The 20959-nt window shown below is 67.8% G+C and carries 19 protein-coding genes and 7 pseudogenes; 14 read left to right on the top strand and 12 right to left on the bottom strand.

The genetic code is table 11. The features are described from left to right. Positions 1-643 precede the first annotated feature (643 nt). Entirely contained in the window at positions 644-826 is a 183-nt protein-coding gene (locus tag IE217_RS23110) for a hypothetical protein (RefSeq protein ID WP_229865528.1), read from the bottom strand. A gap of 535 nt (positions 827-1361) precedes the next feature. Between IE217_RS23110 and IE217_RS34885 the strand changes: the two are divergent. Together IE217_RS34885 and IE217_RS23105 are read left to right on the top strand one after the other, a co-directional pair. Continuing rightward, positions 1362-1583: pseudogene (locus tag IE217_RS34885) on the top strand (VOC family protein); the annotation flags it as partial. Positions 1584-1803: 220 nt separating this feature from the next. Beyond that, positions 1804-2166 carry a DUF5335 family protein gene (locus IE217_RS23105; protein ID WP_190179825.1) on the top strand — a complete coding sequence of 121 codons (363 nt, stop codon included), beginning with the start codon at positions 1804-1806 and terminating at the stop codon, positions 2164-2166. A gap of 74 nt (positions 2167-2240) precedes the next feature. Here IE217_RS23105 and IE217_RS34880 read toward each other — a convergent pair. Next, positions 2241-2480: pseudogene (locus IE217_RS34880) on the bottom strand (DUF2267 domain-containing protein); the annotation flags it as partial. A 113-nt stretch (positions 2481-2593) separates the two neighbouring features. Here IE217_RS34880 and IE217_RS23095 point away from each other — a divergent pair. Next, positions 2594-2740: a hypothetical protein gene (locus IE217_RS23095; RefSeq protein WP_190179973.1), complete on the top strand. Its 147-nt coding sequence runs from the start codon at positions 2594-2596 to the stop codon at positions 2738-2740. 215 nt (positions 2741-2955) lie between these two features. On the opposite strand, the gene IE217_RS23090 is transcribed toward IE217_RS23095, so the two are convergent. Continuing rightward, positions 2956-5229, bottom strand: coding sequence for an APC family permease (locus IE217_RS23090; RefSeq protein ID WP_190179958.1), 2274 nt, complete (start codon positions 5227-5229; stop codon positions 2956-2958). 286 nt (positions 5230-5515) lie between these two features. On the opposite strand from IE217_RS23090, the gene IE217_RS34875 reads away from it, so the two are divergent. The 5 genes and pseudogenes from IE217_RS34875 to IE217_RS34870 all read left to right on the top strand — a co-directional run. Continuing rightward, positions 5516-5710 carry a general stress protein gene (locus tag IE217_RS34875; RefSeq protein WP_229865548.1) on the top strand — a complete coding sequence of 65 codons (195 nt, stop codon included), beginning with the start codon at positions 5516-5518 and terminating at the stop codon, positions 5708-5710. A gap of 100 nt (positions 5711-5810) precedes the next feature. After that, positions 5811-6290, top strand: a pseudogene (locus IE217_RS23080) (NAD(P)/FAD-dependent oxidoreductase); the annotation flags it as partial. Positions 6291-6347: 57 nt separating this feature from the next. Then, on the top strand, positions 6348-6845 hold the full coding sequence (locus IE217_RS23075) for an Hsp20/alpha crystallin family protein (RefSeq protein WP_190179824.1): 498 nt from the start codon (positions 6348-6350) through the stop codon (positions 6843-6845). 638 nt (positions 6846-7483) lie between these two features. Then, positions 7484-7876, top strand: a complete 393-nt coding sequence (locus IE217_RS23070) for a DUF2267 domain-containing protein (RefSeq protein ID WP_190179823.1) — start codon at positions 7484-7486, stop codon at positions 7874-7876. Between the two features lie 3 nt (positions 7877-7879). Next, positions 7880-8504, top strand: a pseudogene (locus tag IE217_RS34870) (FUSC family protein); the annotation flags it as partial. On the opposite strand, the gene IE217_RS23065 reads toward IE217_RS34870, so the two are convergent. Continuing rightward, positions 8475-9017, bottom strand: coding sequence for a phosphate-starvation-inducible PsiE family protein (locus IE217_RS23065; protein WP_190179822.1), 543 nt, complete (start codon positions 9015-9017; stop codon positions 8475-8477). The pseudogene IE217_RS34870 and the gene IE217_RS23065 sit on opposite strands and share 30 nt — an antisense overlap. Before the next feature lie 133 nt (positions 9018-9150). Between IE217_RS23065 and IE217_RS23060 the strand changes: the two genes are divergently transcribed. Both IE217_RS23060 and IE217_RS23055 read left to right on the top strand, forming a co-directional pair. After that, positions 9151-10233 carry a hypothetical protein gene (locus IE217_RS23060; RefSeq protein ID WP_190179821.1) on the top strand — a complete coding sequence of 361 codons (1083 nt, stop codon included), beginning with the start codon at positions 9151-9153 and terminating at the stop codon, positions 10231-10233. Positions 10234-10449: 216 nt separating this feature from the next. After that, positions 10450-11571, top strand: a complete 1122-nt coding sequence (locus tag IE217_RS23055) for an IS630 family transposase (RefSeq protein ID WP_190179820.1) — start codon at positions 10450-10452, stop codon at positions 11569-11571. Between the two features lie 26 nt (positions 11572-11597). On the opposite strand, the gene IE217_RS23050 is transcribed toward IE217_RS23055, so the two are convergent. After that, on the bottom strand, positions 11598-12059 hold the full coding sequence (locus IE217_RS23050; RefSeq protein ID WP_190179819.1) for an SUKH-4 family immunity protein: 462 nt from the start codon (positions 12057-12059) through the stop codon (positions 11598-11600). Positions 12060-12129: 70 nt separating this feature from the next. Between IE217_RS23050 and IE217_RS35450 the strand changes: the two genes are divergently transcribed. From IE217_RS35450 to IE217_RS23040, 3 genes and pseudogenes are all read left to right on the top strand, one after another. Next, a complete protein-coding gene (locus tag IE217_RS35450; RefSeq protein WP_373298120.1) occupies positions 12130-12258 on the top strand; it encodes a DUF6207 family protein in 129 nt (42 codons plus the stop codon). A 157-nt stretch (positions 12259-12415) separates the two neighbouring features. Beyond that, positions 12416-13852 (top strand): annotated as a pseudogene (locus tag IE217_RS23045) (IS1380 family transposase). Between the two features lie 277 nt (positions 13853-14129). Beyond that, positions 14130-14381 (top strand): annotated as a pseudogene (locus IE217_RS23040) (IS630 family transposase); the annotation flags it as partial. Positions 14382-14428: 47 nt separating this feature from the next. Here the strand turns inward: IE217_RS23040 and IE217_RS23035 are convergent. The 5 genes from IE217_RS23035 to IE217_RS23015 all read right to left on the bottom strand — a co-directional run bounded on the left by IE217_RS23035 (position 14429) and on the right by IE217_RS23015 (position 18688). After that, entirely contained in the window at positions 14429-14881 is a 453-nt protein-coding gene (locus tag IE217_RS23035; RefSeq protein WP_190179818.1) for a pyridoxamine 5'-phosphate oxidase family protein, read from the bottom strand. A gap of 206 nt (positions 14882-15087) precedes the next feature. Then, positions 15088-15666 (bottom strand): GNAT family N-acetyltransferase, encoded by a 579-nt coding sequence (locus IE217_RS23030; RefSeq protein WP_190179817.1) that lies wholly within the window; start codon positions 15664-15666, stop codon positions 15088-15090. A gap of 28 nt (positions 15667-15694) precedes the next feature. Then, positions 15695-16372: a DJ-1/PfpI family protein gene (locus IE217_RS23025; RefSeq protein WP_190179816.1), complete on the bottom strand. Its 678-nt coding sequence runs from the start codon at positions 16370-16372 to the stop codon at positions 15695-15697. After that, positions 16369-17340, bottom strand: coding sequence for a GlxA family transcriptional regulator (locus tag IE217_RS23020; protein ID WP_190179815.1), 972 nt, complete (start codon positions 17338-17340; stop codon positions 16369-16371). Before IE217_RS23020 ends, IE217_RS23025 begins: the two co-directional genes overlap by 4 nt. Positions 17341-17569: 229 nt before the next feature. After that, entirely contained in the window at positions 17570-18688 is a 1119-nt protein-coding gene (locus tag IE217_RS23015; protein WP_229865522.1) for a pentapeptide repeat-containing protein, read from the bottom strand. Between the two features lie 414 nt (positions 18689-19102). Between IE217_RS23015 and IE217_RS23010 the strand changes: the two genes are divergently transcribed. Beyond that, positions 19103-19396: a hypothetical protein gene (locus IE217_RS23010; RefSeq protein ID WP_229865521.1), complete on the top strand. Its 294-nt coding sequence runs from the start codon at positions 19103-19105 to the stop codon at positions 19394-19396. Between the two features lie 95 nt (positions 19397-19491). Here IE217_RS23010 and IE217_RS23005 read toward each other — a convergent pair. Further along, positions 19492-19653: pseudogene (locus IE217_RS23005) on the bottom strand (L-threonylcarbamoyladenylate synthase); the annotation flags it as partial. 704 nt (positions 19654-20357) lie between these two features. Further along, on the bottom strand, positions 20358-20792 hold the full coding sequence (locus IE217_RS23000; RefSeq protein ID WP_190179813.1) for a hypothetical protein: 435 nt from the start codon (positions 20790-20792) through the stop codon (positions 20358-20360). Between the last annotated feature and the right edge of the window lie 167 nt (positions 20793-20959).

The following is a 20959-nucleotide window of genomic DNA, read 5'->3' as shown; positions in this document are numbered from 1 at the left end:
TCACCCGGCCCCCGGCGCCCGCAACTGTCGTTGCCGCACACGAGACGACGTGCCCGCAGACCGAGTCGAACCTGCTGGCCGGCTATGGGACGCCGGACAGGCGGCCGACCCGGCCGAGGAGCGCACAGCGAGTCGGACCTCAGCGTCCCCAAGAATCACGCCTTCTACCGCCACCCCAACCCTCGGAAGAAAAAGGTCGGCGAGGCGAACCACTTCCCCCACACACAGGTGATGACCACCTGCTCTTGATCGTCACGCATCCCCAAAACAGCGACAGAGCCCCAAAAATGATCCAGAACCAGCTGTCGGCTGTCGTCAAGACCACTCGATCGTCCAGACATTGGCTTCGCACGGTCCGCGAACACCCTTGATGCCTCTCGTATCTGTCCGCAAGACCTCTTCAGCGACGAGCAGGATCGGCAGTATGCGAACGAGGCAGTACGGGCGCTGTGTCATGACCGTGCCGGACGTGCCAGGGCCAGACCGCAGCGCACGCAGCGAGCCGCTGCTGCTGCCGATCCGCAGGAGCAGCAGCAGCCGCAGCCGTGCCGCGAGGTCTCTGAGGATGGGACGTTCGTCTGGGGTGGATTACGGCTGAGCCGAGTACGGGCTTACCGTGCGTAGCCGACGTCCAGGACTTCGATCATGTCGCCGTGGACCGCGTAGACAGCCAGCACCACTCACCGAACGCTGTGGCCAGGTCCGGCGCCTCGATCGCCGAAGTCTGGGCGGTGACCGCGTCGATCAGCGCGATGATCTCCGCCTGCGCTTCGTCCGGTACAGCGAGGAGCACCTTGACGGCCCGATGCATCAGTTCCACCCTCATGAGGGCTCCCAGACGGCAGGAAGCAGCCACCGAATCGAGCGCATCGACCCATACCGGTGACCCGACAGGGTTCCTCAGACCCGCCATAAGGGCGGTCACACCGAGATGTCAGCCTCCGACGGCGTCGCGATCTTCGCGCGCCCCTCCAAGCGCGGAGAATCGTCCTCCGCAGGGCCGTCATCCCCGGCAACACCCAGCCGCCCCATGAACGCGGGCTCGCTGAGCGCCAGGACACTCTGCAGCCGCTCCCGCAGTTCCGTGTACGGCACTCCTGTGCGAGGTTGCTGTGCTGCCACGGGAGAACAACGAGAGGCGCCAGGCGCGCGATGTCCGCCGGATGGGTGGGGTTGCGAAGCCGCTAGCAAGGGACATGGCCGACCGGGACGGACGAGGCTGAGAGCAGACAATGTGCGGGGCCAGAACTCAGGCCGCACACTTGAGTGAGATCGCTCGCTGCCTGCATGGAAACCGGGGTGCGATGGCCATGGAACATGGCACGACACGCTCTTCCACTGGAACGAACGTCGTGTACACGGGTTCCGTCGTGGCGCGCATCGAATCTGGCGCGGTGGATACAGCGCCCGACCGCTCGGTCCGGCCTCACTGGCAGGTCCACTTCGTGGTGGCCGACGTATCGGGGTGTGCCCGAGCCGCACGAGAGCACGGCGGCGACGTCCTTGCGGAGTGCGAACACGAGGCGGCGCTGCGCGATCCTGACGGAGCACTCTTCGTGGTGAGCTCAAGCCGGGACCACTGACGCCTCTGGCCGATCGGCCCGGAGCCGAGTTGTACCGGTGTCCCCTCGAACCAAGGATCGGAAAACAGGACGGACTTTGTCCGTTGGACGGCTCTTCGCCCTGAGGGAAGCAGACGCCGCCGCACCGGCAGAGCACTCGGAACGGACGGTGGCCGCGGGACAGCATCGGGGACGACTGACGACAGAAGCTATCCAAGGTGCACGGAGGAAGGAACACACAATGGCCGACACCTCGATGTCCGACCGCGCGGGATGGCGGTCCATGCTCGACGAGGTCACCGATGCACACAGCGGTGATCTGGTCACCATTGAAGTGGTGGGTCCCTCGATCGGAAGCCAGCACGAAGCGGAGCGGCTGCCGTTCTCCTACCTCGCCTATGATCCCAAGGACGACGTGGTGGTCGTCGCCGTCGGAGGTCAGTCAGCGCGTTACCCGGTCGTCCTCCGCCATATGGTGCCCCACCCCAAGGAGGTCGACGTCTCTACGCCGGACGCCTCTGAAGCAGCGGTCCGAGTGTTGGACCCGGAGGACACCGCAACCTTGATCACTTTCTTCCCTTCGGAGTCCAGGACTGCCTCATGAACCAGCCCTGACCGCACGGTCCGGCACCTTGGGCCTCCCTTCGCGGAGCCGCGGGCGCCCACCATCTGGCCGGATCAGCCAGCGAGGTCAGCCTTGCCGAAGAGGGTGGCGTAGCCGGACGGCAGCTGGCTGATGATCTGGTTCAGCTCGCCGCCGGAGACCGCCTCGGCCAGGCCGGACAGCACCGCGCTGGCGTCCCACTCGGCCGTACGGGGACGAGCGTTGGTGCGCTCGGCGACGCGCTGGCAGAACTCCTCCATCCCGAAAATCCCCGCCTGCCCCTGTCCGCCACCCTTGAGGGGCTCGTCGAGCGGCTGCGCTGGAGGCACGCACGGACGACGCGTCGGGACTCGCCACGGCGCGGTTGTGGGCGGGGCCCGAGCCGACGCAGATTGCCTTCTCCCCGGATGAACTCGCCGTCTACGGCGTGCACTCGGCCGAGGAGGAGGCAGCCGACGCCCTGCTGCTTCGCGTTGCCGTACGCCCCGGCGCTTTGCCGGTGGCCGTACCGCGAGCGGAACTGCCCCTCCAGGACGGCGCCGGGGACGTACTGCGCTACAGCACCGCTGGCTGACCATCCGGCACGCCGACCGGGCGGGCGATGCGGAACGGAGATGCCGCCGGCCGCGACACACCGCCGACGACGTAGAGGCCACCGTGATATCTGTTCCTCGTCCGAGCACAGCGGCACCGGGTAGCGGAGTCGTGCTGGAGGGCTGGGGGACAGCCCGCCTGCTTCCTATAGCCAGGCTGCCATTACGGCGGTATCCCGTCCTTTTGGCGGCTCGCCTATCTGGGCAGGTGGAACGGGATGGTCGTGATGACGATCTTCGGCAGGGGGCGCAGAGCCCGCCGCAGTCGGGGGGCGGTCTGGTTGTGGAGGACGCGTTGCCACCAGTGACGCACGACGATCTCGGGGAGGATCACGGTCAGCGTGAGATCGGGTCGCTGGTGGTGCAGGGTCTCGATGTAGTGGACCAGCGGGGCGACGATCGCGCGGTGGGGTGAGACGACGACCTCGAGCGGGAGGTGGTCGCCCCAAGTCGCCCAGTAGCCGCGGAAGCGTTCCGCCTCGGTCTCGGTCGGGCTGAGATGTAGGGCCAGGAGAGGTTGTCCGAGGGAGGCCGCGTATGCCAGGGCGCGCATGCCGGCGAGGTCGAGCCGGGCGATGGGCACGATGACCAGGTGGTTGACCTCCTCCGGGCGTTCCTCACTCTCGACCTCGACTTCCTCTAGTTCCTCCGTCTCGGTGTCCGCTGCCATAGGGGGCATGGCAGTCGGCCGTACTTGCGGTCCGGAACCCGGTGCCGGCTGTCGGGGCAGTTCGATGACGTGGGGGCGCAGGGCGAGGGCCTGGGTGCAGAGGTCGTAGTGGCGGCGGATGCGCAGGGCAAGCAGGACGAGGAGTCCGATCACGAGGACGGCGACCCATGCGCCCTCCGTGAACTTGGTGATGCCTGCGGTGACGAAGACGATGGCGGACAGCAGGCCGCCGGAGGCGTTGAAGACCAGGCTCTTGCGCCAGTGGGCCTGATCGCGGTGGCGCAGCCAGTGCACCACCATGCCGCCCTGCGACAGGGTGAACGCCAGGAACACCCCGACGGCGTACAGCGGGATCAGGGACTGCGTGTTGCCGGCGAACCCGACGAAGATTGCGATCGCGGCCAGTGCCAGGGCCAGGATTCCGTTGCTGAAGGCGAGCCGGTCGCCGACGCGCAGGAACAGGCGCGGTGCGTGGCCGCTGCGTGCCAGCAGGAACAGCACGCGGGGAAAGTCGTTGAATGCGGTGTTGGCGGCCAGCAGCAGGATGGCGGCCGTCGCCGCCTGTACATAGCCGTACATGACTCCGGGGCCGAAGGTACGGCGAGCGAGTTGGGAGAGGACAGTCTCGTTGCCGTGCGGCACCACCCCGTCGAGGTGGACCAGCGCGACCGTGCCGCCGAACAGGATGATCAGCACGGTGACCATCCAGGTCAGCGTCGTACGGGCATTGCGCCACTCCGTGGGGCGGAATGCCGGTACGGCGTTGGAGATCGCCTCGATACCGGTCATGGCCGTGGATCCGGAGGTGAAGGCCCGCAGGACCAGCAGGAGGGTGACTCCTTCGGTGACCGGAAGCCGGGGCGTCGGCATGGGCTGGAATCCGCGGCCGGCCGCGGATTCCAGCCCCACGGCCACAAGCGTGAAGACCGCGATGATGAACGCGTACGTGGGTGCCGCGAAGGCGGCACCCGCCTGGCGTACTCCGCGCAGGTTCCCCACCAGCAGGACGACGATCACCGCCACACCGATCACCACCGTGCTCGGGGCGAGTGCGGGCAGGGCTGAGGTGATCGCCTCGACCCCCGAGGCGATCGAGACGGCGACGGTCATGATGTAGTCGATCATCAGGCCGGCGGCGGCGATCAGACCTGGCACCCGTCCGAGATTGTCGCTGGCCACGATGTACGAGCCGCCGCCGTGCGGGTAGGCGCGGATCGTCTGGCGGTAGGAGACGCCGACGGCGAGCATCATGAAGGCGATGACCGCGGCGATCGGCAGGGAGTAGCGCAGTCCGGCGGCGCCGCCGAGTACCAGCACTGCCAGCATTGCCTCGGGGCCGTAGGCGACCGAGGAGAGGGCGTCCGCCGACAGGACCGGCAGGGCCACCAGTTTGCGCATCCGCTCGGCGGCGATCGCGGTGCCCGCGAGCGGAGGGCCCAGCAGCACCCGCCGGACGTGGTGGCCGACGCGTCCGAGCGGCGACGGCGGGGCCTCAGCTTCCTCTTCTGCCTCGACGGCGGGCAGGCCGGTGAGGGGTACGAAGCGACCGAAACGCTTCGGGCGCACGGCGTCCGGGTAGCCGCCGAGGTTGGGATCCACCGGCAGCGCGGACCGCCACGCTTCGGGACCCTCCAGCGCCTGCCCCCACTCGCGTCCGACGTAGCGCAGGATCTTCAGTTCTCGCTCACTGAGTGTCGGCAGCAGGGCATCCGGGCTCGGCGCGCCCGCAGCGGAGGTGTCCGCGCTGTCATTCCCGCTGCCGTTGTCCGTATCGGAAGAGCGACCACGCCCGACTTCCATGCGGATCATGTACCCGATACCTGGACAGTAACTACCTTGTGTCGAAGCAGGGCCTGTTGCCGAACGGCCGCCCCGCTCGGGGCGCACCGCACGGGCTGATGGCACTGTGCCACGCACCTTCGACGGCGCGGACAAGCGAGAGATCCTCGGTCTTGCCCTTCTGTCCTCGCAGACCGACCGCCGGTGCCGCTTTTCGACCCGCTGGGCGCAGGCGGGGGGACCGGGCGAACAGCCACTCTGGGGCCTGTCGGGACCGCTCGGCGGTCCGCTGGCGGAAGGAGTGGCCATGACCGAGCAGGCCCGCAGGGCCGTTGCCTCGTTCGCGACGTACCAGGAAGCCGAACGTGCCGTCGATCACCTCGCCGACCAGGGCTTTCCCGTGCAGAAGGTGGCGATCATCGGTCGGGACGTGCGCCCAGCAGCCCGAAGATCCAGCCGACGATTACGCCGGGCAGCGCTCCTGTGGCTGTCGAACAGGTGATCGGTCGAGTGGGGTACGGCGCGGCCGCCCTCCACGGGGCTACTGGCTGAATCCGGTTGTCTCCGGTCTGCTCCTCGCGCTGTACGGGCTGGTCTTCGGAAAGATCGAGCGCCACCCGCGGGTGCGCGTGCTGCTGCGCACCGAGATGACCGAGGCACTCGGCGACAAGGCGCTGGAGGCGGTCACCGTGGTCGACCACCGTACGGGCGAGCACCGCCACCTCGCGGTGCGGGCCCTTTTCGTCTTCACCGGCGCAGACCCGCACACCGACTGGCTGTCCGGCGCGCTCGCCCTCGACGCGCGCGGCTACGTGCTGACCGGCGCGGAGGCGCAGGCCTGCTCCGTTCCCGAACTGTGGCAGAGCCAGGGCCGCGACTGCCTGATGTTGGAGACCAGCATGCCTGGCGTCTTCGCCGCCGGCGACGTCCGCAGCGGCTCGGTCAAGCGCGTGGCCTCCGCGGTCGGCGAAGGCGCGATGAGCATCCACTTCGGGCACCGCTACCTGGGCCACACGGCCGCGCCCGGCGGCACCGACAGCTCCCCGCACACCCGTCCGAAGGAGTCCGCTTGGCTCGCATGACACCCAGCGGGCGACGAGACCACGAGAAGGAGCGAGAAGGAAAAGGAGGCGATGGAAATGACCACACCGGTCCGGCGTCACCGCGGTGGCGCAATGCAGGACAGGCCCCTTGGCTGGGCACGCAATCCGCTGACGGAGTTCGACCAACTGCTCAGCGAGATGAGCGGACTGATCGAATCCACGGTGGGAGGCGTGGCGCCCGCAGTCGCGTGGACACCCCTGGCGGATGTCACGGAGTCCGACGACGCCTTCCACGTCGAGATCGAACTCCCCGGCGTCAAGAGCAAGGACATCGACGTCGAAGCCAACGGCCAGGAGCTGGTGGTCACCGGAGAGATCAAGGAGAAGGAACGCAAAGGCGTCCTGCGCCGGAGCACCCGCCGCACCGGAGCCTTCGAGTACCGGCTGCGGCTGCCCGGAGAGGTCGACACCGAAAAGATCAATGCGCAGATGTCGGACGGGGTGCTCACCATCACCGTCCCCAAGGCCGAGGTCGCAAAGCCGCGGCACGTCGAGATCAGCGAGACGAGTGAAAGCATCGAGAGCAGCGGCTGAGACGCGAACGCCGCGGTTCCGGACACACGTCCGGCACCGCGGCCGGCCCGGCGACGCTCAACACCCAGGTGACTCATGGATGACGTCCCGCGTCACCACCCCTCGGCGGCGGAGACTCGACACACGGCTCCCCACCGGCTTCCTTTCGGCGCCGCAGACGCCAGGCGCGCAGCAGCCGAAGGGGAAGCAGACCCAGCGGTGCGCGCCGACCCATGCCCACTTGGTCCTAGCGGTCGATGCCCGTGGCGTAACGCTCGGCGTCCCGGGCCGACGGATATCGCTTGCTTCCCTCCGCTCCGCACCTACGCGCGCAGTGTCAGAGCATCGTGTCGCCCTCATGGAGAAAGCGGAAACGGTGTCCCAGAAGATGGCAACGCAGCACAGACGAGCCCATGGCCCTGAACAAGGAGGCGTGGCACGAACACCACTGACGAGTTCGGTGTCGTCACGACCACGGTCCCCGCCCGGCCGGTCGGCTGCGTAGTCCCGATTCCATTGGCGGATCGTCATTCGTTTGGGAGCCGTCTGGATTCTGGACGGGCTCACAGTGACGATCGTCGTGGCGGTTGCCGCCCGGCGCGACAGCGCACCGGGCGACCCTCATGACCAGCGGTGACCGGGGCAGAAGGAGGTCAGCGATGAAATACGACGGATTCCTCGCCCGTGTGCGCGAGCGAGGCGAATACAACGACCAGGACGAAGCCGCGGACGTCACCAACGCCGTGCTGGAAGTGCTGGCCCAACGGATCAGCCCGGGAGAGGTCAAGGACCTCGCATCACAACTGCCCGGCCCACTGGGACAAGTTCTGGATCATGCCGCGCCGCAGCAAGCGCAGAGCTTCGGGATCGAAGAGTTCTATCGCCGGGTCGCCGAGCGCACCCATGCCCGGCCGCGTACGGCGCAGTGGGACGCCAGCGCGGTCCTGACCACCGTTGCCGACGCTGTCACCGGCGGAGAGCTGAATCAGATCATCAGTCAACTCCCCTCCAGTTACGCGATCCTGTTCGGCAAGGCCGACCTCGCGGACTGAGCGGAGACACCCCGGCTGCCGGGCCGGCTCGCGGACTGGCTCGCCGCCAACGGCCGCTACGCGGCCGCGGTGCTCCGCAACTACGCCGCACCGACCCGGGAGCGTCACGCCGACGTGCGCCGGGCACTGCTGGAGAGCAGGGAGGCACGTGCCGCCTGGCAAGAGGCATACGACCGGGCACGACAGGAACCGGTCCGCCCCAGGGGTCTGACGTCGCGCGAGGCGCAGGAGGCGCAGGAGGCGCTCAAGGGGTTCGGCCGCGCGGCGATGCTCATGGAGAGCCACGTCCCGCCGGCCGACAGCCGTTTCGTCCCCCAGGCGGAGCGATTCGCCGAGGCCCTGGAGACGGACACCGCGCAGGCGGCAGCCGACGTGCGCGAGCACAGGAATCCGGACTGGGGGCGCGTGGAGGAGGCGCTCCAGGCGTGGGAGGACGTCTCCGGCAGCGGGAGCCCGGTCGTGCGGCGCGAGGCGGAACTGCAGAAGCAGCCTTGGAGGACCTCGCGACGGCCTGAGCCGCACGCCCCTGGAACGGGACGTCGGCTCCGCTCGCGAGGAACAGCGAGTGCGGGCGTCCGCGGCGGCGGAGGACGACGGATCAGGAGCCGCGCAAACCCGGAGTGGGTGACGAAGTCGGCGACGGGGAGCGCCCCGCCTCCTGGAGCGGGAAGTAGTCTCCCGGCCGCGTCGAGCGCCGCCACACGTACACCGCTGTCGCCATCACGAGGATCAGCCCCGCCAGGATGAGCAGTTCGATCCCCTCGACGTTCCACCGGAAGGACTTCTCCGCCTCGGCCGTCACGATGAGCACCCTGCGGATGCCGGCAATCAGGCCGACGACGAGGAACGGCTCCGCGTCGAGGGTCTGATTCCTGATGGTGAGGCGGACGGTGTGGAGCAGCTCGGCCACGATGAACAGCACCAGGCTGCTGTCCAGGGCGGAGAGAACGACCGTTTTCTCGCGGTACGGCCCCTGGACGATCGACCGGATGACGTCATGGACGACCCCGACGGTCAGGATCCCCGCGAGCAGTACGAGGAGCGCCGCGACGACGAGGTGGATGCCGTCCTCGATGAGCCGTAGGAGGCCCTGTAACCGGCCGCCCTCGAGCTTCGGGAGAATGGGTCGCACATTCAGCATGCTAGGGGTGCCCCCGCCCGCGGGCGCGGCGTGCTGCCGAACGGGTGGACGGGCGCAGCCCTCCCTGTGATGGCAACCTGGGGGAAGGGATGAGGCACGACGTCACCAGGCCTACCCGGTAGGACGAGGGTGCATGAGACAGCCCGACGCGGACACGACCGGCAGGAACCTGCGGCTCGTCTTGGTCGCCGACCCGGGCCTGCCCTCCGAAATCGCCCGAGACCTCGCCCCCCGTCTGCCGGAGCATCTGCGCCGCCGCATCGGCAGGGGCATCCGCTGGCAGGTGGACACTGTGACGGCGCCCCTGCTGGCAACTGAGCAGGTCGACGCGTCCGGCCTGGCCGAAATCGTCGGCACCCATGTGGAGGACGGCGACTGGGACATCGGCGTCTTGCTCACCGATCTGCCGCGCCGGGCGGAACGCAACCCGGTCAGCGCCGAAGTCGACCCGGAGCACAGGACCGCGCTGATCTCACTGCCCGCCCTCGGCTCCCGGCGTCTGCGACGCCGGGTGCGGCAGGCGGTGGTCGGCGCCGTCAGGCAACTGACCGCGCAGGACGAAAAACCGCTGGATTCCCCCGTCGGCCGTCCGGCACCCGCGCAGGAGTCCAACCGTGAACGCTACGTGGTGCCGGGGCTACGCGGCCACGCCCGTCTGCTCCTGGGCATGGTGCGCGCCAACCGTCCCTGGCGACTGTTCACGAGCCTCTCCCGCGCCATGGCCGGGGTCTTCGCCACCGCAGCCGTCGGCTTCATGAACGCCACGACCTGGCAGGTCGCCACCGCTCTGGGCATCCCGCAGCTGACGCTCACCGCCGTGCTGTCCACCCTCGCCCTCACCGCGTGGATCATCATCGACCACCGGCTGTGGGAACGCGCCGGGGACCTGCCGGGCGCCCATGCGCCGCTGTATAACCTGGTCACGCTCCTCACCATCGGGCTGGGGGTGTTCTTCCTCTACGCTGCGCTGTTCGTGACCCTCGTGGCGGTCTCGTTCCTGGTCGTGACCCCATCCGTCTTCGGCAGGATCGTGCACCACGCCGTCGGTGCCTCGGACTACCTCACGCTGAGCTGGTTCGTCACGTCCATCTCCATGATCGGCGGTGCTTTCGGGACAGGTCTCGAGAACGCCGAGGCGGTGCGCGACGCCGCGTACGGGCAACGCCACCGGAGACGTCAGCGGCAGCTGACCGAGGCCCGCGACCGGGCCAGGTGAGGACCCCTCGACCGCGCAGTGTCAGGTTGGTGGATCGTGCTGTTGCGACTGCCCTGCCTGGCCGTGTCGAGCGTGTTCGCCTTCATACGCCTGCTGCCGAGGAGCGCTGTGGACAACGCGCCGGTGCGCTAGTGCTCTGACCGGGAAGGTTCGCCGGGATCGTGGCTGGGGCGGTTGGATGGGCGGTCACGTCCGTTTCGATCGCTGGGGGTGCGAGTGGCCGAGCCTGTCCGAGTACGCCGACTGACCGACCAGGAAGGACAGAAGCTGCAGCAGATCGTGCGTCGGGGCAGTACCAGCTCGGTGCGCTACCGACGCGCGATGATACTGCTGGCCTCGGCCGGCGGGAACCGCGTCCCGGTGATCGCCCAGTTGGTCCAGGCCGACGAGGACACCGTGCGCGATGTGATCCACCGGTTCAACGAGATGGGTTTGGCCTGCCTGGACCCTCGGTGGGCGGGAGGCCGTCCCCGCCTGCTGAGCGATGACGACGAGGACTTCATCATCCAGACGGCCACCACCCGCCCCACCAAGCTCGGCCAGCCCTTCACCCGCTGGTCGATCCGCAAACTTGCCGCCTACCTGCGGAAAGTACACGGACGCGTGATCCGGATCGGCCGGGAAACGTTACGGTGCCTGCTAGGGCGCCGCGGGATCACCTTCCAGCGCACGAAGACCTGGAAAGAGTCGCCCGATCCCGAACGCGAGGCCAAGCTGGACCGCATCGAGCACGTGCTGGAGCACTTCCCGGACCGGGTCTTCGCCTTCGACGAGTTCGGCCCCCTGGGCATCCGGCCCACCTCCGGCTCCTGCTGGGCAAAGCAGGGTAGGCCCAATCGCTTACCGGCGACCTTCCGCCGCACCCACGGCGTGACCTACTTCCACGGCTGCTACTCCGTCGGTGACGACGGGCTGTGGGGCGTCAACCGCCGCCGCAAAGGCACCGCCAACACCCTGGCCGCGCTGAAGTCGATCCGCGCCGCCCGCCCAGACGGCGCCCCGATCTGCATCATCCTGGACAACCTCTCCGCCCACACAGGCGCGGACATTCGCCGCTGGGCGAAGAAGAACAAGGTCGAGTTGTGCTTCACCCCGACCTACGCCTCCTGGGCCAACCCGATCGAGGCCCACTTCGGCCCGCTGCGGCAGTTCACCCTGGCCAACTCCCACCACCGCAGCCACCCCGCGCAGACCCGGTCGTTGCATGCCTACCTCCGTTGGCGCAACAAGAACGCCCGCCACCCCGACGTACTCGCCGCCCAGCGCAAGGAACGCGCCCGCATCCGCAGCGAAAAGGGCATCCGCTGGGGCGGACGCCCCCTGGTAATCGCAGCTTGAGCAGCCTGCCCCGATGTTCTACGTGGTCACACACTCATGCCGTAGCCCAGTTCCTCAGCCCCGATGTGCCAGAACGAGTTCTCGTCGGCAACGGCCTCAGCGTCAAGCAACTCGAATCGCTTCAGCAACGCTTCAGTGAGCGCGTCGGCGGCCTGCTCGGCCAGGTCCACGGTCTCGTCTTCACTCAGACCGTCACCGGGCCCCTCGTATGCAGCAGCCTCAGCAGCGGCCTCCTCATAAGCGCGGTTGAAGGCAACAAACGCCTCAACGCTGGAGTTCACCAGTTGAGGAACACCGCCCTCCGGGAGACACCACAGCGAGTCGTCATCACGCCGTAGGACGAGCGCGCTCAGCCCTGGGTCGACCGCGACCAGGGCATACCTCGCGCCGTCGACCATGCGTTCCACAAAAGGGCAGTCCTGCCACACCCCGGGGTATGGGCAGCGAGCACATCCGGCCAAGAGCGAGGCGACTTCAGCGTCGTTCATGCCGGGACCATAGCCCGCCCCGCCGACGCTTCACCAAGCCGGTGGACCTATGCGGTCACAGCACTAGCGCATCGTCCGGGATACCGGCCAGCCTGGCGTACGGCTGCGGAGGTACACCGATCTGCGTCAGGTCCTCGACGTCGAGTCGTTGTCGGCCGGGCCAGTCGTAGCAGCACGACCGGTCATCATTCCAGAATGATCGCAGGGGCGTCACAGCGCTAATCCGCACGGGGCGGTGCCTCCGCTGGTACGGCGCACTCATCTAACCTCACTGTTTCGCTTGGGGTTGGTGGTTGCCGAGGCGAAAACGCGAAAGTGCCTTCCTGACCTGGGACGATGAACCTTGCTGAGGGGTTCTGTCGGTCCAGGCGGAGGGCACTTTCTACGTGCAGGGTATCGGGTTGCGTCCCAAGATCTATGTCAGTGCCGATGGTTCGGGGGTGGTCGGTCATGCCGGGACACGGTTGTTGGCGGATCTTGCCGATGCCACGGGGTTGACCGCCGTGTACTCCACCGCACTCAGGCCGTTGCGGCCACGCGGGACCGGACATGATCCAGGACGGATCACCACGGACCTGGCGGTGATGCTCGCCGACGGCGGCGAGGCGTTTGCGGACCTGGCCGTACTGCGGGACCAAGCCGAAGTGTTCGGCTCGGTTGCCTCGACACCGACGGCCTGGCGGCTGCTCGCCGACATCGACGAGCAGGCACTTGCTTTACTGCGTTCGGCCCGCGCTTCGGCTCGGGAGGTCGCTTGGCTGCAGGCCGCCGAGACCGGTGAGGGCATACCCGCTGCCCGGGCCGCTGGTCGTGTGCTGCCCGGCCTGGTCCTGGACCTCGACGCCACGCTGGTGGCCTGCCACTCGGAAAAGGAGGCGGTCGCGCCCACCTACAAGGGCGGTTTCGGGTTCCACCCGCTGGTGTGCTTCATGGCCAACACCGGCGAGGCGCTGTCCGGGCAGCTGCGGCCCGGGAACGCCGGCGCCAACACGGCCTCCGATCACATTGCGGTCCTCGACCAGGCACTCGCGCAGATCCCCGATGCCCACCGACACGGCACCGCTATCCTGGTCCGCACCGATAGCGCCGGATCCGCGAAAGTCTTCCTCGCTCACGTCCGTGACTTGCGCAAACGAGGAATCCGTACCTTCTTCTCGGTCGGATACGCCATCACCGAGCCGATCCGCCGCGCCATCCGGGCCATGCCCGACCGCCTGTGATATCCCGCCCTGGACCAGGACGGGACACTGCGTGATGGCGCCGAAGTCGCCGAGCTGACCGGCATGGTCGATCTGGGCGGCTACCCGGCCGGCACCCGCATCATCGTGCGCCGCGAGCGGCCACACCCAGGAGCACAGCTGTCGCTGTTCGACCTGGACGAGGGACTGCGCCACCAGGTCTTCCTCACCGACACCCCCTGTCCCGGTGGCGGTTCGGCCCAGTTCCTCGAGGTCCGCCACCGCGGGCATGCCACCGTCGAGGACAGCATCCGGTGCGGCAAGACCACCGGGTTCGGCCGTTTCCCCTCCCGCGACTTCGGTGTCAACGCCGTCTGGCTCGAACTCAGTCTCACCGCGATCGACCTGCTGGCCTGGACGTGCCTCCTGCTGCTGGACGGGGAGATGGCCACCGCCGAGCCGAAGAAGCTCCGCCACCGACTCCTGCACGTCGCCGCCCGCCTCACCCGCGGCGGCCGGCGACTACGCCTGCGGATATCGGCGACCTGGCCTTGGAAACACGAACTCGCCACGGCTTTCCACCGCCTCGCCGCACTGCCCCGTCCCGCCGACTGACCAGCAAACCCCAGACCGCCCACGACCCGAAAGACCTTGGAGAACCCGGCCCGAGCGTCGGGCCTTCGCCATACTCACCGGCCGACCAGCGACCGAAATCACCGGTCGATCGCCACCAGACCAGCTCAGCCACCCGAAGCGAAACAGCGAGGTTAAGTCCCTGACGGGCTTGGCGTGGTGGCTGTATTCCGCAGTGTGTGAGGTATGCGGATGGGGGGCGGCTGACCGATGTGGGACGGCGGCGCCGGGGGTCGGTACGAATGCAGGCGGCCACGTCATGTGTGAGCTGATCGCCGAGCGTGCATGGCTGACGGTGTTCCTGCTCACCGCCTACTCGCCCGACCTCGACACAATCGAAGCGGCATGGGCGCACGTCAAGCGCAGCATGTCCAACTCGTCGACGTCACCCTCGACCGGCTCGAGGCCCTCGTCCGCAACCGGCTCGAACGACTTCGGTACCTGGCCCGACACCCTCGACGGCCTCACAGCCGGCACGGGCCTGACCGCCGACACCCCAACTGCACCATGACGAGCCGAAGTCCGCATGAAGACATCACCGCCCGACCAACAGGAAGCTCAGCAGTTCCCACGCAATAGCCGTGGGCGCCAGCGGGCGGCAATATCCTGCTCAGTGACGTCGTCTTCATAGGCAGGAGAGACTAGCCGTCCGACTTCGAGGACCTTCACCAGCACAACTGACTTCACGTGAGCCGGATTGGTCCCGCGCTGCTTGACGTACCGGGCAACGACGCAATCAAAGAGCTCGCCGCGTGTGTGAACCTCGGCAGTACCCCGGAAGCGGTATCCCTTGCGGATCAACGGGTCGACGACATTGATTTCGACGGCAGGGTTGCGGGAGAGGTTGGCGACTGTCCCAGGTGAGTGCGTGTCCAAGAAGACCAAGTGGTCGTCGTCCCATACTTCCGTCGTCCCCTTGGGAGACAGATTCGGAGTCCCGTCAGGCCGTACAGTTGCGACAAATCCCAGCCCCTGGACCGCCACCATACGGCGCATATCCTCGTTCAGCATGACCGTCTCCTGTCTGCCGTGCGCTGGCCCTGTGCCACCCGGTGTGCGGCACTCGGTTGGCGAGGAGGTTGTGATCAGCCCATTGCCCGCCAGGCATACCTGGTGACAGGCGACAACACCTCGCTTTTGTCCATTGAGCGTCCGTGGGTTCATGCCGTCGCACCATACGATGCGACTGCCCTGTTCAATCGCCCGGACGGTGCATGTCAACGAGTCGTTGCGACGTACTGGTCCGACGACAACTCGAACACCCGTACTCGCCGACCGCAGGTGGGATTGACGGTCTCACGGACCAGATGCATCCCTAGTTTGGTCGTGATCCGTTCGGAGGCGTCGTTACCCACTTGAGTGATGCTGACGATCCGCTCCAGCCCTCGCTCCTCGAACCCGAACCGAACAGCGGCCGCGGCGGCCTCAGTGGCCAAGCCCTGCCCCCAGTGGGAACGTCCCAGCCGCCAGCCGACCTCAACCGCCGGCAGTACCTCCGGCAAGAATTCGGGCACCGAAAGGCCGGTGAACCCGGCCAGCTCACCAGTGGAACGGAGCTCCACGGCGAACAGGCCGAAGCCCTGTGACTCCCACTCGCTCTCCCATGTCTGGATCCCGCCGCGAGTCTGCTGTTCGTCACGGACGCTGCCGTCACGGATCCACCGCATGACCTCGGGGTCGGCATTGACGGCAGCCATGGGCGCAACGTCTTCCTCGCGCCAGCGACGCAGGACCAAACGGGGAGTCTCAAGCCTGACCGTCCAGTCATTTTGGATCGCGAATGGGCTCTCCGTCATCCTCACCAGCCACTTCCGGTACACGCGCCTAGACCGCTGTCGTCCTTGAAGACCTACCGGAGTCACGGTCGTTCGACGGGGCCGCTGGGGCGGTTTCCCTTCCTGTCACGAAGGGCTCGTCAGCGAGGTAGGGCGGGGCAGGTTCGTACTGGATGTACTGGCGCACGGCGCGAGCGTGGTCGCGGCCGTGGAGGCGGCCGACGAGCCACAGGGCCATGTCGATTCCAGCCGAGACGCCCTGACTGGTGACCAGGTTCCCGTCGACGACATAGCGGGCGTCGCGGACCACGCTGATGTCGCCCCGGGCCTGCAGAGTGTCCTCGAACAGGCGGTGGGTTGCGACCCTTCGGCCGCGGGCCGGTCCTGCCTCGTGCAGCAGCAGGGCCCCGGTGCACACGCTGGTGGTCCAGGTGACGTCGGCGGCGGTCTTGCGGATCCAGTCGATGAGCACGGGGTTGGATACTTCGCGGCGGGTCCCGTTGCCGCCCGGGGCCAGCAGCACGTCCAGCGGAGGGTGGTCGTCCAGGGTGTGGTCCGGCAGGACCTGCATGCCCTTGTTGCAGCGGACTGCGCCGGGGTGTTCGGCGATGAGCACCGCGGTGTCAGCGTGTTCGCGCAGCATCGAGGAGGCGGTGAACACCTCCCACGGCCCGGTGAAGTCCAACTCCTCCGCTCCGTCGAAGATCAAGATCCCGTAGGTGGTCATAGGCGCTCCTTGGTGGACCGGAATCGGTCGCGGTAGTCGGACGGTGCGACACTCAGATGCCGGTGAAAGGCGCGGCGCAACGTCTCCGCGGTGCCAAAGCCGTACCGGCGCGCGATGGTTTCGATGGAGTGGGCGCTCTCGGCGAGCGCCCGCTTGGCGGCCTCGATGCGTACGCCCTCGACATACGTCGCGGGCGGGATGCCGAGCTCGGCTGTGAACCTGCGCTGGAGATGGCGGGGACTCAGACCGGCGTGCAGGGCGAGATCGTTGATGCCGTGCCGGGCACCGGGATCGGAGTGGATCGCCGTGACCGCGGCGCGGATGGGGTCGCTGGCCGGCTGTGCGGACCACAGCGCCACGCTGAACTGCGACTGGCTGCCGGGGCGGCGCAGAAACATGACCATTTCCTGCGCGACGGCGTGGGCGACCTCCCGGCCCAAGTCGTCCTCCACCAAGGCGAGTGCGAGGTCCATCCCCGCCGTCACCCCGGCGGACGTCCACACCCGCCCATCCCTGAGGAAGATCGGATCGCAGTCGACGACCAGTTCGGGATGCTCTCGGACGAGCTGCTCCTCGCGCGCCCAGTGAGTGGTCACCCTGCGCCCGGCAAGCAGTCCGGCGGCGGCCAGGAGGAATACGCCGCTGCATACGGAGGTGACGCGGCGAGCGGTGGCCCCCGCGGTGGTGATCCAACGTGTCAGCGTCGGATCGTGCCGGGCTCGGTCGATTCCGCCGCCGCCGGCCACCACCAGCGTGTCGATCCCGGCAGGGTCCAGATCAGCCACACCGTAGGGAGCGTGTACCGGAACACCGCTGCCGGACGACACCGGGCCCGGCAGCGGCGCCGTGATCTGGCAGGAGTATCCGCCGGTGAGGTGGTGGGCGTGCTGGAAAACCTCGTACGGGCCGAAGAGGTCCAGCGGCTGGAAACCCTCGAAGACGACGAAGACGATGCGGCGCTGCTTCACCCCTCCACTCTGGGATCCGACACCGAAGGCGTCAACGACACGTACCCCACACTTCGCGCCATGCCGGCCAGTGCAACGAGCGGCAGCGAGGCCTCCATCGCCCCATGCAGCCCCATGCCCCACAGCGGGCAGCCCACCATCCGCATACCTCACACACCACGGGGTGGAAGTAACATCCCGACATCATCCGGGACTTCCAGAAAATGACCCTGGAGATGAGCCGAAGAGCTCAATTCGCCGACGCTGACGGACCATGCGTCGGCTCCGATTGCAGCAGCGGGACTCGCCTCGTGAGCGCGGCAGCCGGAAGCAGATTGTCCGGTTCGATGCCGGGGTCCGCCATGACAATGACGCCGGCTGCCTGAGCGTCGAAGCCGGTCGGCCAGATCGTAAGGTCGCTCGCCAGTGCGTCTTCCAGCCTCGCCTCTCGCAGGTCAGTGTCGGTGAGGTCGCAGCCCCGGAGGTCGGCCGACCGCAGGTCCGCGCCGGCGAACACGGCACCCTGGGCACGAGCCTTGCGAAGGTTCGCTTCCCGCAGGTCCGCACCGGAGAAGTCCGCCGACCTCAAGTCGGCTTTGACCAGGCGTGCACCGCGCAGATCGGCTTGCAGACAGCGGACCTGGTGGAGAATGGAGGTGCCGAGTTCGGCATGCCGCAGGTCAGCGTCAATGAGTGACGCCTTGCTCAGGTTGACCTGGTAGACGCTCGCCGCTTCCAGGCATGCGCCGTCGAAATTGACTCCGTGCAGCCACAATCCGTCACAGTCGGCTCGGCGCAGGTCGGTCAAACTGACGTTGAGCCACTCCGGACGGCGTTCCTGGTACAGGACGCCGAGGCACGTCAGTGCCGTCTGAGCGTCCGCGGCGCGGGTCTCCAACGGGGGTACCGAGTTGATGGACACGTCCGCCGCCGGAACTGCGGATTCCTGCGGCGGCCAGGGAACGTGTGTCCGCAGATACGCCGCCATGATGGAGACGACCGCTTCGCGGTCGCGGTCGGAGTGATCCGCAATCCGCCACAGTGCGTAGATGCCTCCGATCCGCACGTCCAGCTTGTCACTGCCGAGCTGATCCACGGCCCGGCTGAAGCGATCGGTGATGTTCACCTCTCGGGTTGCGTCCAGCCCGTCTTGGCTGACGCGCAGCTGCCGCCATGTGGCATAGGCGCCGAACAGGACGACCGCACCGCCGACCGTCTGCAGAAGCGTGGTGCGCACGTTGTTCACCGCGTTCAACCGGTCCGCCGCAGCGAGGTGGCCACCTGCGAGGTCGTGGTCGACTATCAGCCCCGGAAGAACCAGGAGCACGACGCCCAGTAACACGATCACGACCAGCGCGGCCAGTGCCACAGCAACGGCACGAGTCAGGCGCCACCGGTCACGAAAAGATCCCCCCATAGCCAGAGGATCCCAGAACAAGGCCGAACCCGGCGAACCTTCCCGGTCAGAGCACTAGCGGCCACCGCCGCCCTGTCCCATGGCGCCTGGCCACAGTCGAGTTCCCGCACGCCGAGAGACACAGTCGCTTCACGGACGCCGGCGGTACGAGCGACCGCTCTGATCCCGCCGTGGCCGAGCGATCGGGCACTCCGACGGCCGCGGCCCCGAGGCGACACCCCGAAGCGAGCCGCCGGGGCCCGGCAGCCCGCCCTGGCACGATGCTCGTTATGCAGCCGCTGCCCACACCCTGCCCCGCCGACCTGGTCCCCGACGCCACGGGCCAGGACGCCTTCAACACCGCGTACAGGGCAGCCATGCAGCAGCGTGCCGTATGTTGCCGTCGAGTGCCAGGCCCAACGCTGGACGGTCAAGGCCGACGCGCTTACGGCCTTCGAGCACGACATCGACGCCACGGTGTACGACGCCGTCCGGAACGCGGTCGTCCGCCTGATCCGCTCCCGCGAGATCCGTCCCGATTCGTCCGCCGGACCGGTCTACTTCGTCCTGTACGACCTGAAGAACGAGGACCGGGCACGCGAACTCGCCGCCGCACTGCACGCGGCGCTGTGTGGCGAGCTGAGCCCACTGGCCCAGGCCGTACCCGACACCCGAACCTGATCACGACATCGCCACTCACTGCCACGTGCCGGGTCCAACGTCGAAGGCTACTGGCGAGTTACTTGTCACCTGGTTCGCCGCTCGTTCCTCAAGTTGTCCAGATGCTCCGCGCCGCCGATGTGGACGATCAGCGGGTGGGAGGGCGGACGTCCCTTGAACTGGAAGATGCCCGGGACGGCGGCGGAGTCCTCGGCGTTGGCGCCCAGACCCTGGACGGTCTCGGTCGAGAAAGCCACCAGACCGCCAGCGCGCAGCATCTCGATGTCACTTTAGGAGCACGAACGACCGCGACGGCCAATCTCAGTGCCAACCAAAGCTCCGTTGATCCCGAAGCCGGAATCAGGGGCATACACGTGCGGGTGATGTGCCACCTGCGATACGTGCGGCGTTGAGACAGCGAGTTCTGCCTAACAACGGCGTCGAACACGCCGCCGTGCCAGCCGAACCTCTCGGGCAGCACGTGGCGGGCGACGGCGGCGAATCCCGGGCACACCTTGTACAGCTTCCGGCCGCCGCTGACGGTGTCGATCTCCGACAGGGTACGGGCCACTCCGTCGCCGTCGCGGAGGGCGGCGTACTGCACTGCCTTCCCCAGCCGGCACTCGTCAGGCGATGTATCCCCACTGTCCCAGCTGCGAGTCTGGGCCAACCTGCCCGCTGCTGAGGTACGCGCGCGACTGCGCGCTGCCGAACGCATGCTGGAGTGGCTGACGCGGCGACCCGGGCGACGGGTGGCAGGAGCGATGGGATTCCTGCGAAGCCAACCTGGGTCCGCTGAGCTGGGTCGCCGAGGCCGCGGCGACCGAAGGGCGCTCAGAGAAGAACTTCCGCAACGAGATCACCAGCGGCCTGGCCGCCCTGCTGCTGTGCCGCCTGGTGCTGCCCAGCTACGACTTCCTGGTCGGCTACGGCGCCGTCCGTCTGTTCACCGACGTGCGCACGGAACTGTCCGTCGAGACCTTCACCCGCGCAGAAGAAGCCGCCCACGCCCGGGGCAATGGCCGGACGCCAGGTCGCGGAAGTCCTCACCGCCCTGTCCAAGATCGTGCTCCACACGGGCAAGGAACTCCACCAGGTCACCACGGACGAGGTGATGGAATTCCGTGCCTGGAACATCAGCCGCTATCACCGGCACAAGAGCGGTCTGCACGGAGCCTGGGACCTGCTGTGCGACATCGGCGTTCTCGACACAGACAAGAGTCTGCGCGCCGCCATCCGGCTGGGCCAGCTCACGACCGAGGAACTGGTCGCCCAACACGGGATCGAGTCCGCGCCGGTCCGGGACATGCTGGTTCGTTACCTCAACGAGCGGCGCCCTGGCATGGACTTCAGCAGCTTCCGCCAGCTCACCAGCACCTTGGCCGGCGCGTTCTGGGTCGATATCGAACAGCACCACCCCGGCATTGACAGCCTCGACCTGCCGTCGGAAATCGCCGATGCCTGGAAGTCCAGGCTCGCCTTCACCTCAGGCAAACGAGGGCCGAGAAGGCCCCGCAAGGGACGCCTGGAGGTCCGTGGGCGGTCCGATGCCCGATCCGCCGCAGCGAACTCGAGGGCGTCTCC

It is taken from the genome of Streptomyces naganishii JCM 4654 (assembly GCF_014650575.1).
Classification (GTDB): domain Bacteria; phylum Actinomycetota; class Actinomycetes; order Streptomycetales; family Streptomycetaceae; genus Streptomyces; species Streptomyces naganishii.
Note: the sequence above shows the minus strand (reverse complement) of the source record. Positions and strands in the feature narration are given on the sequence as shown.

Coding starts and splice junctions, on each gene's coding strand:
- IE217_RS23070 (WP_190179823.1), top strand. CDS start 7,484: ATGAAATACGACGGATTCCTCGCCCGTGTGCGCGAGCGAGGCGAATAC.
- IE217_RS23110 (WP_229865528.1), bottom strand. CDS start 826: ATGAGGGTGGAACTGATGCATCGGGCCGTCAAGGTGCTCCTCGCTGTA.
- IE217_RS23050 (WP_190179819.1), bottom strand. CDS start 12,059: ATGAACGACGCTGAAGTCGCCTCGCTCTTGGCCGGATGTGCTCGCTGC.
- IE217_RS23025 (WP_190179816.1), bottom strand. CDS start 16,372: ATGACCACCTACGGGATCTTGATCTTCGACGGAGCGGAGGAGTTGGAC.
- IE217_RS23060 (WP_190179821.1), top strand. CDS start 9,151: ATGAGACAGCCCGACGCGGACACGACCGGCAGGAACCTGCGGCTCGTC.
- IE217_RS23065 (WP_190179822.1), bottom strand. CDS start 9,017: ATGCTGAATGTGCGACCCATTCTCCCGAAGCTCGAGGGCGGCCGGTTA.
- IE217_RS23105 (WP_190179825.1), top strand. CDS start 1,804: ATGGCCGACACCTCGATGTCCGACCGCGCGGGATGGCGGTCCATGCTC.
- IE217_RS34875 (WP_229865548.1), top strand. CDS start 5,516: ATGACCGAGCAGGCCCGCAGGGCCGTTGCCTCGTTCGCGACGTACCAG.
- IE217_RS23030 (WP_190179817.1), bottom strand. CDS start 15,666: ATGACGGAGAGCCCATTCGCGATCCAAAATGACTGGACGGTCAGGCTT.
- IE217_RS23035 (WP_190179818.1), bottom strand. CDS start 14,881: ATGCTGAACGAGGATATGCGCCGTATGGTGGCGGTCCAGGGGCTGGGA.
- IE217_RS23075 (WP_190179824.1), top strand. CDS start 6,348: ATGACCACACCGGTCCGGCGTCACCGCGGTGGCGCAATGCAGGACAGG.
- IE217_RS23090 (WP_190179958.1), bottom strand. CDS start 5,229: ATGGAAGTCGGGCGTGGTCGCTCTTCCGATACGGACAACGGCAGCGGG.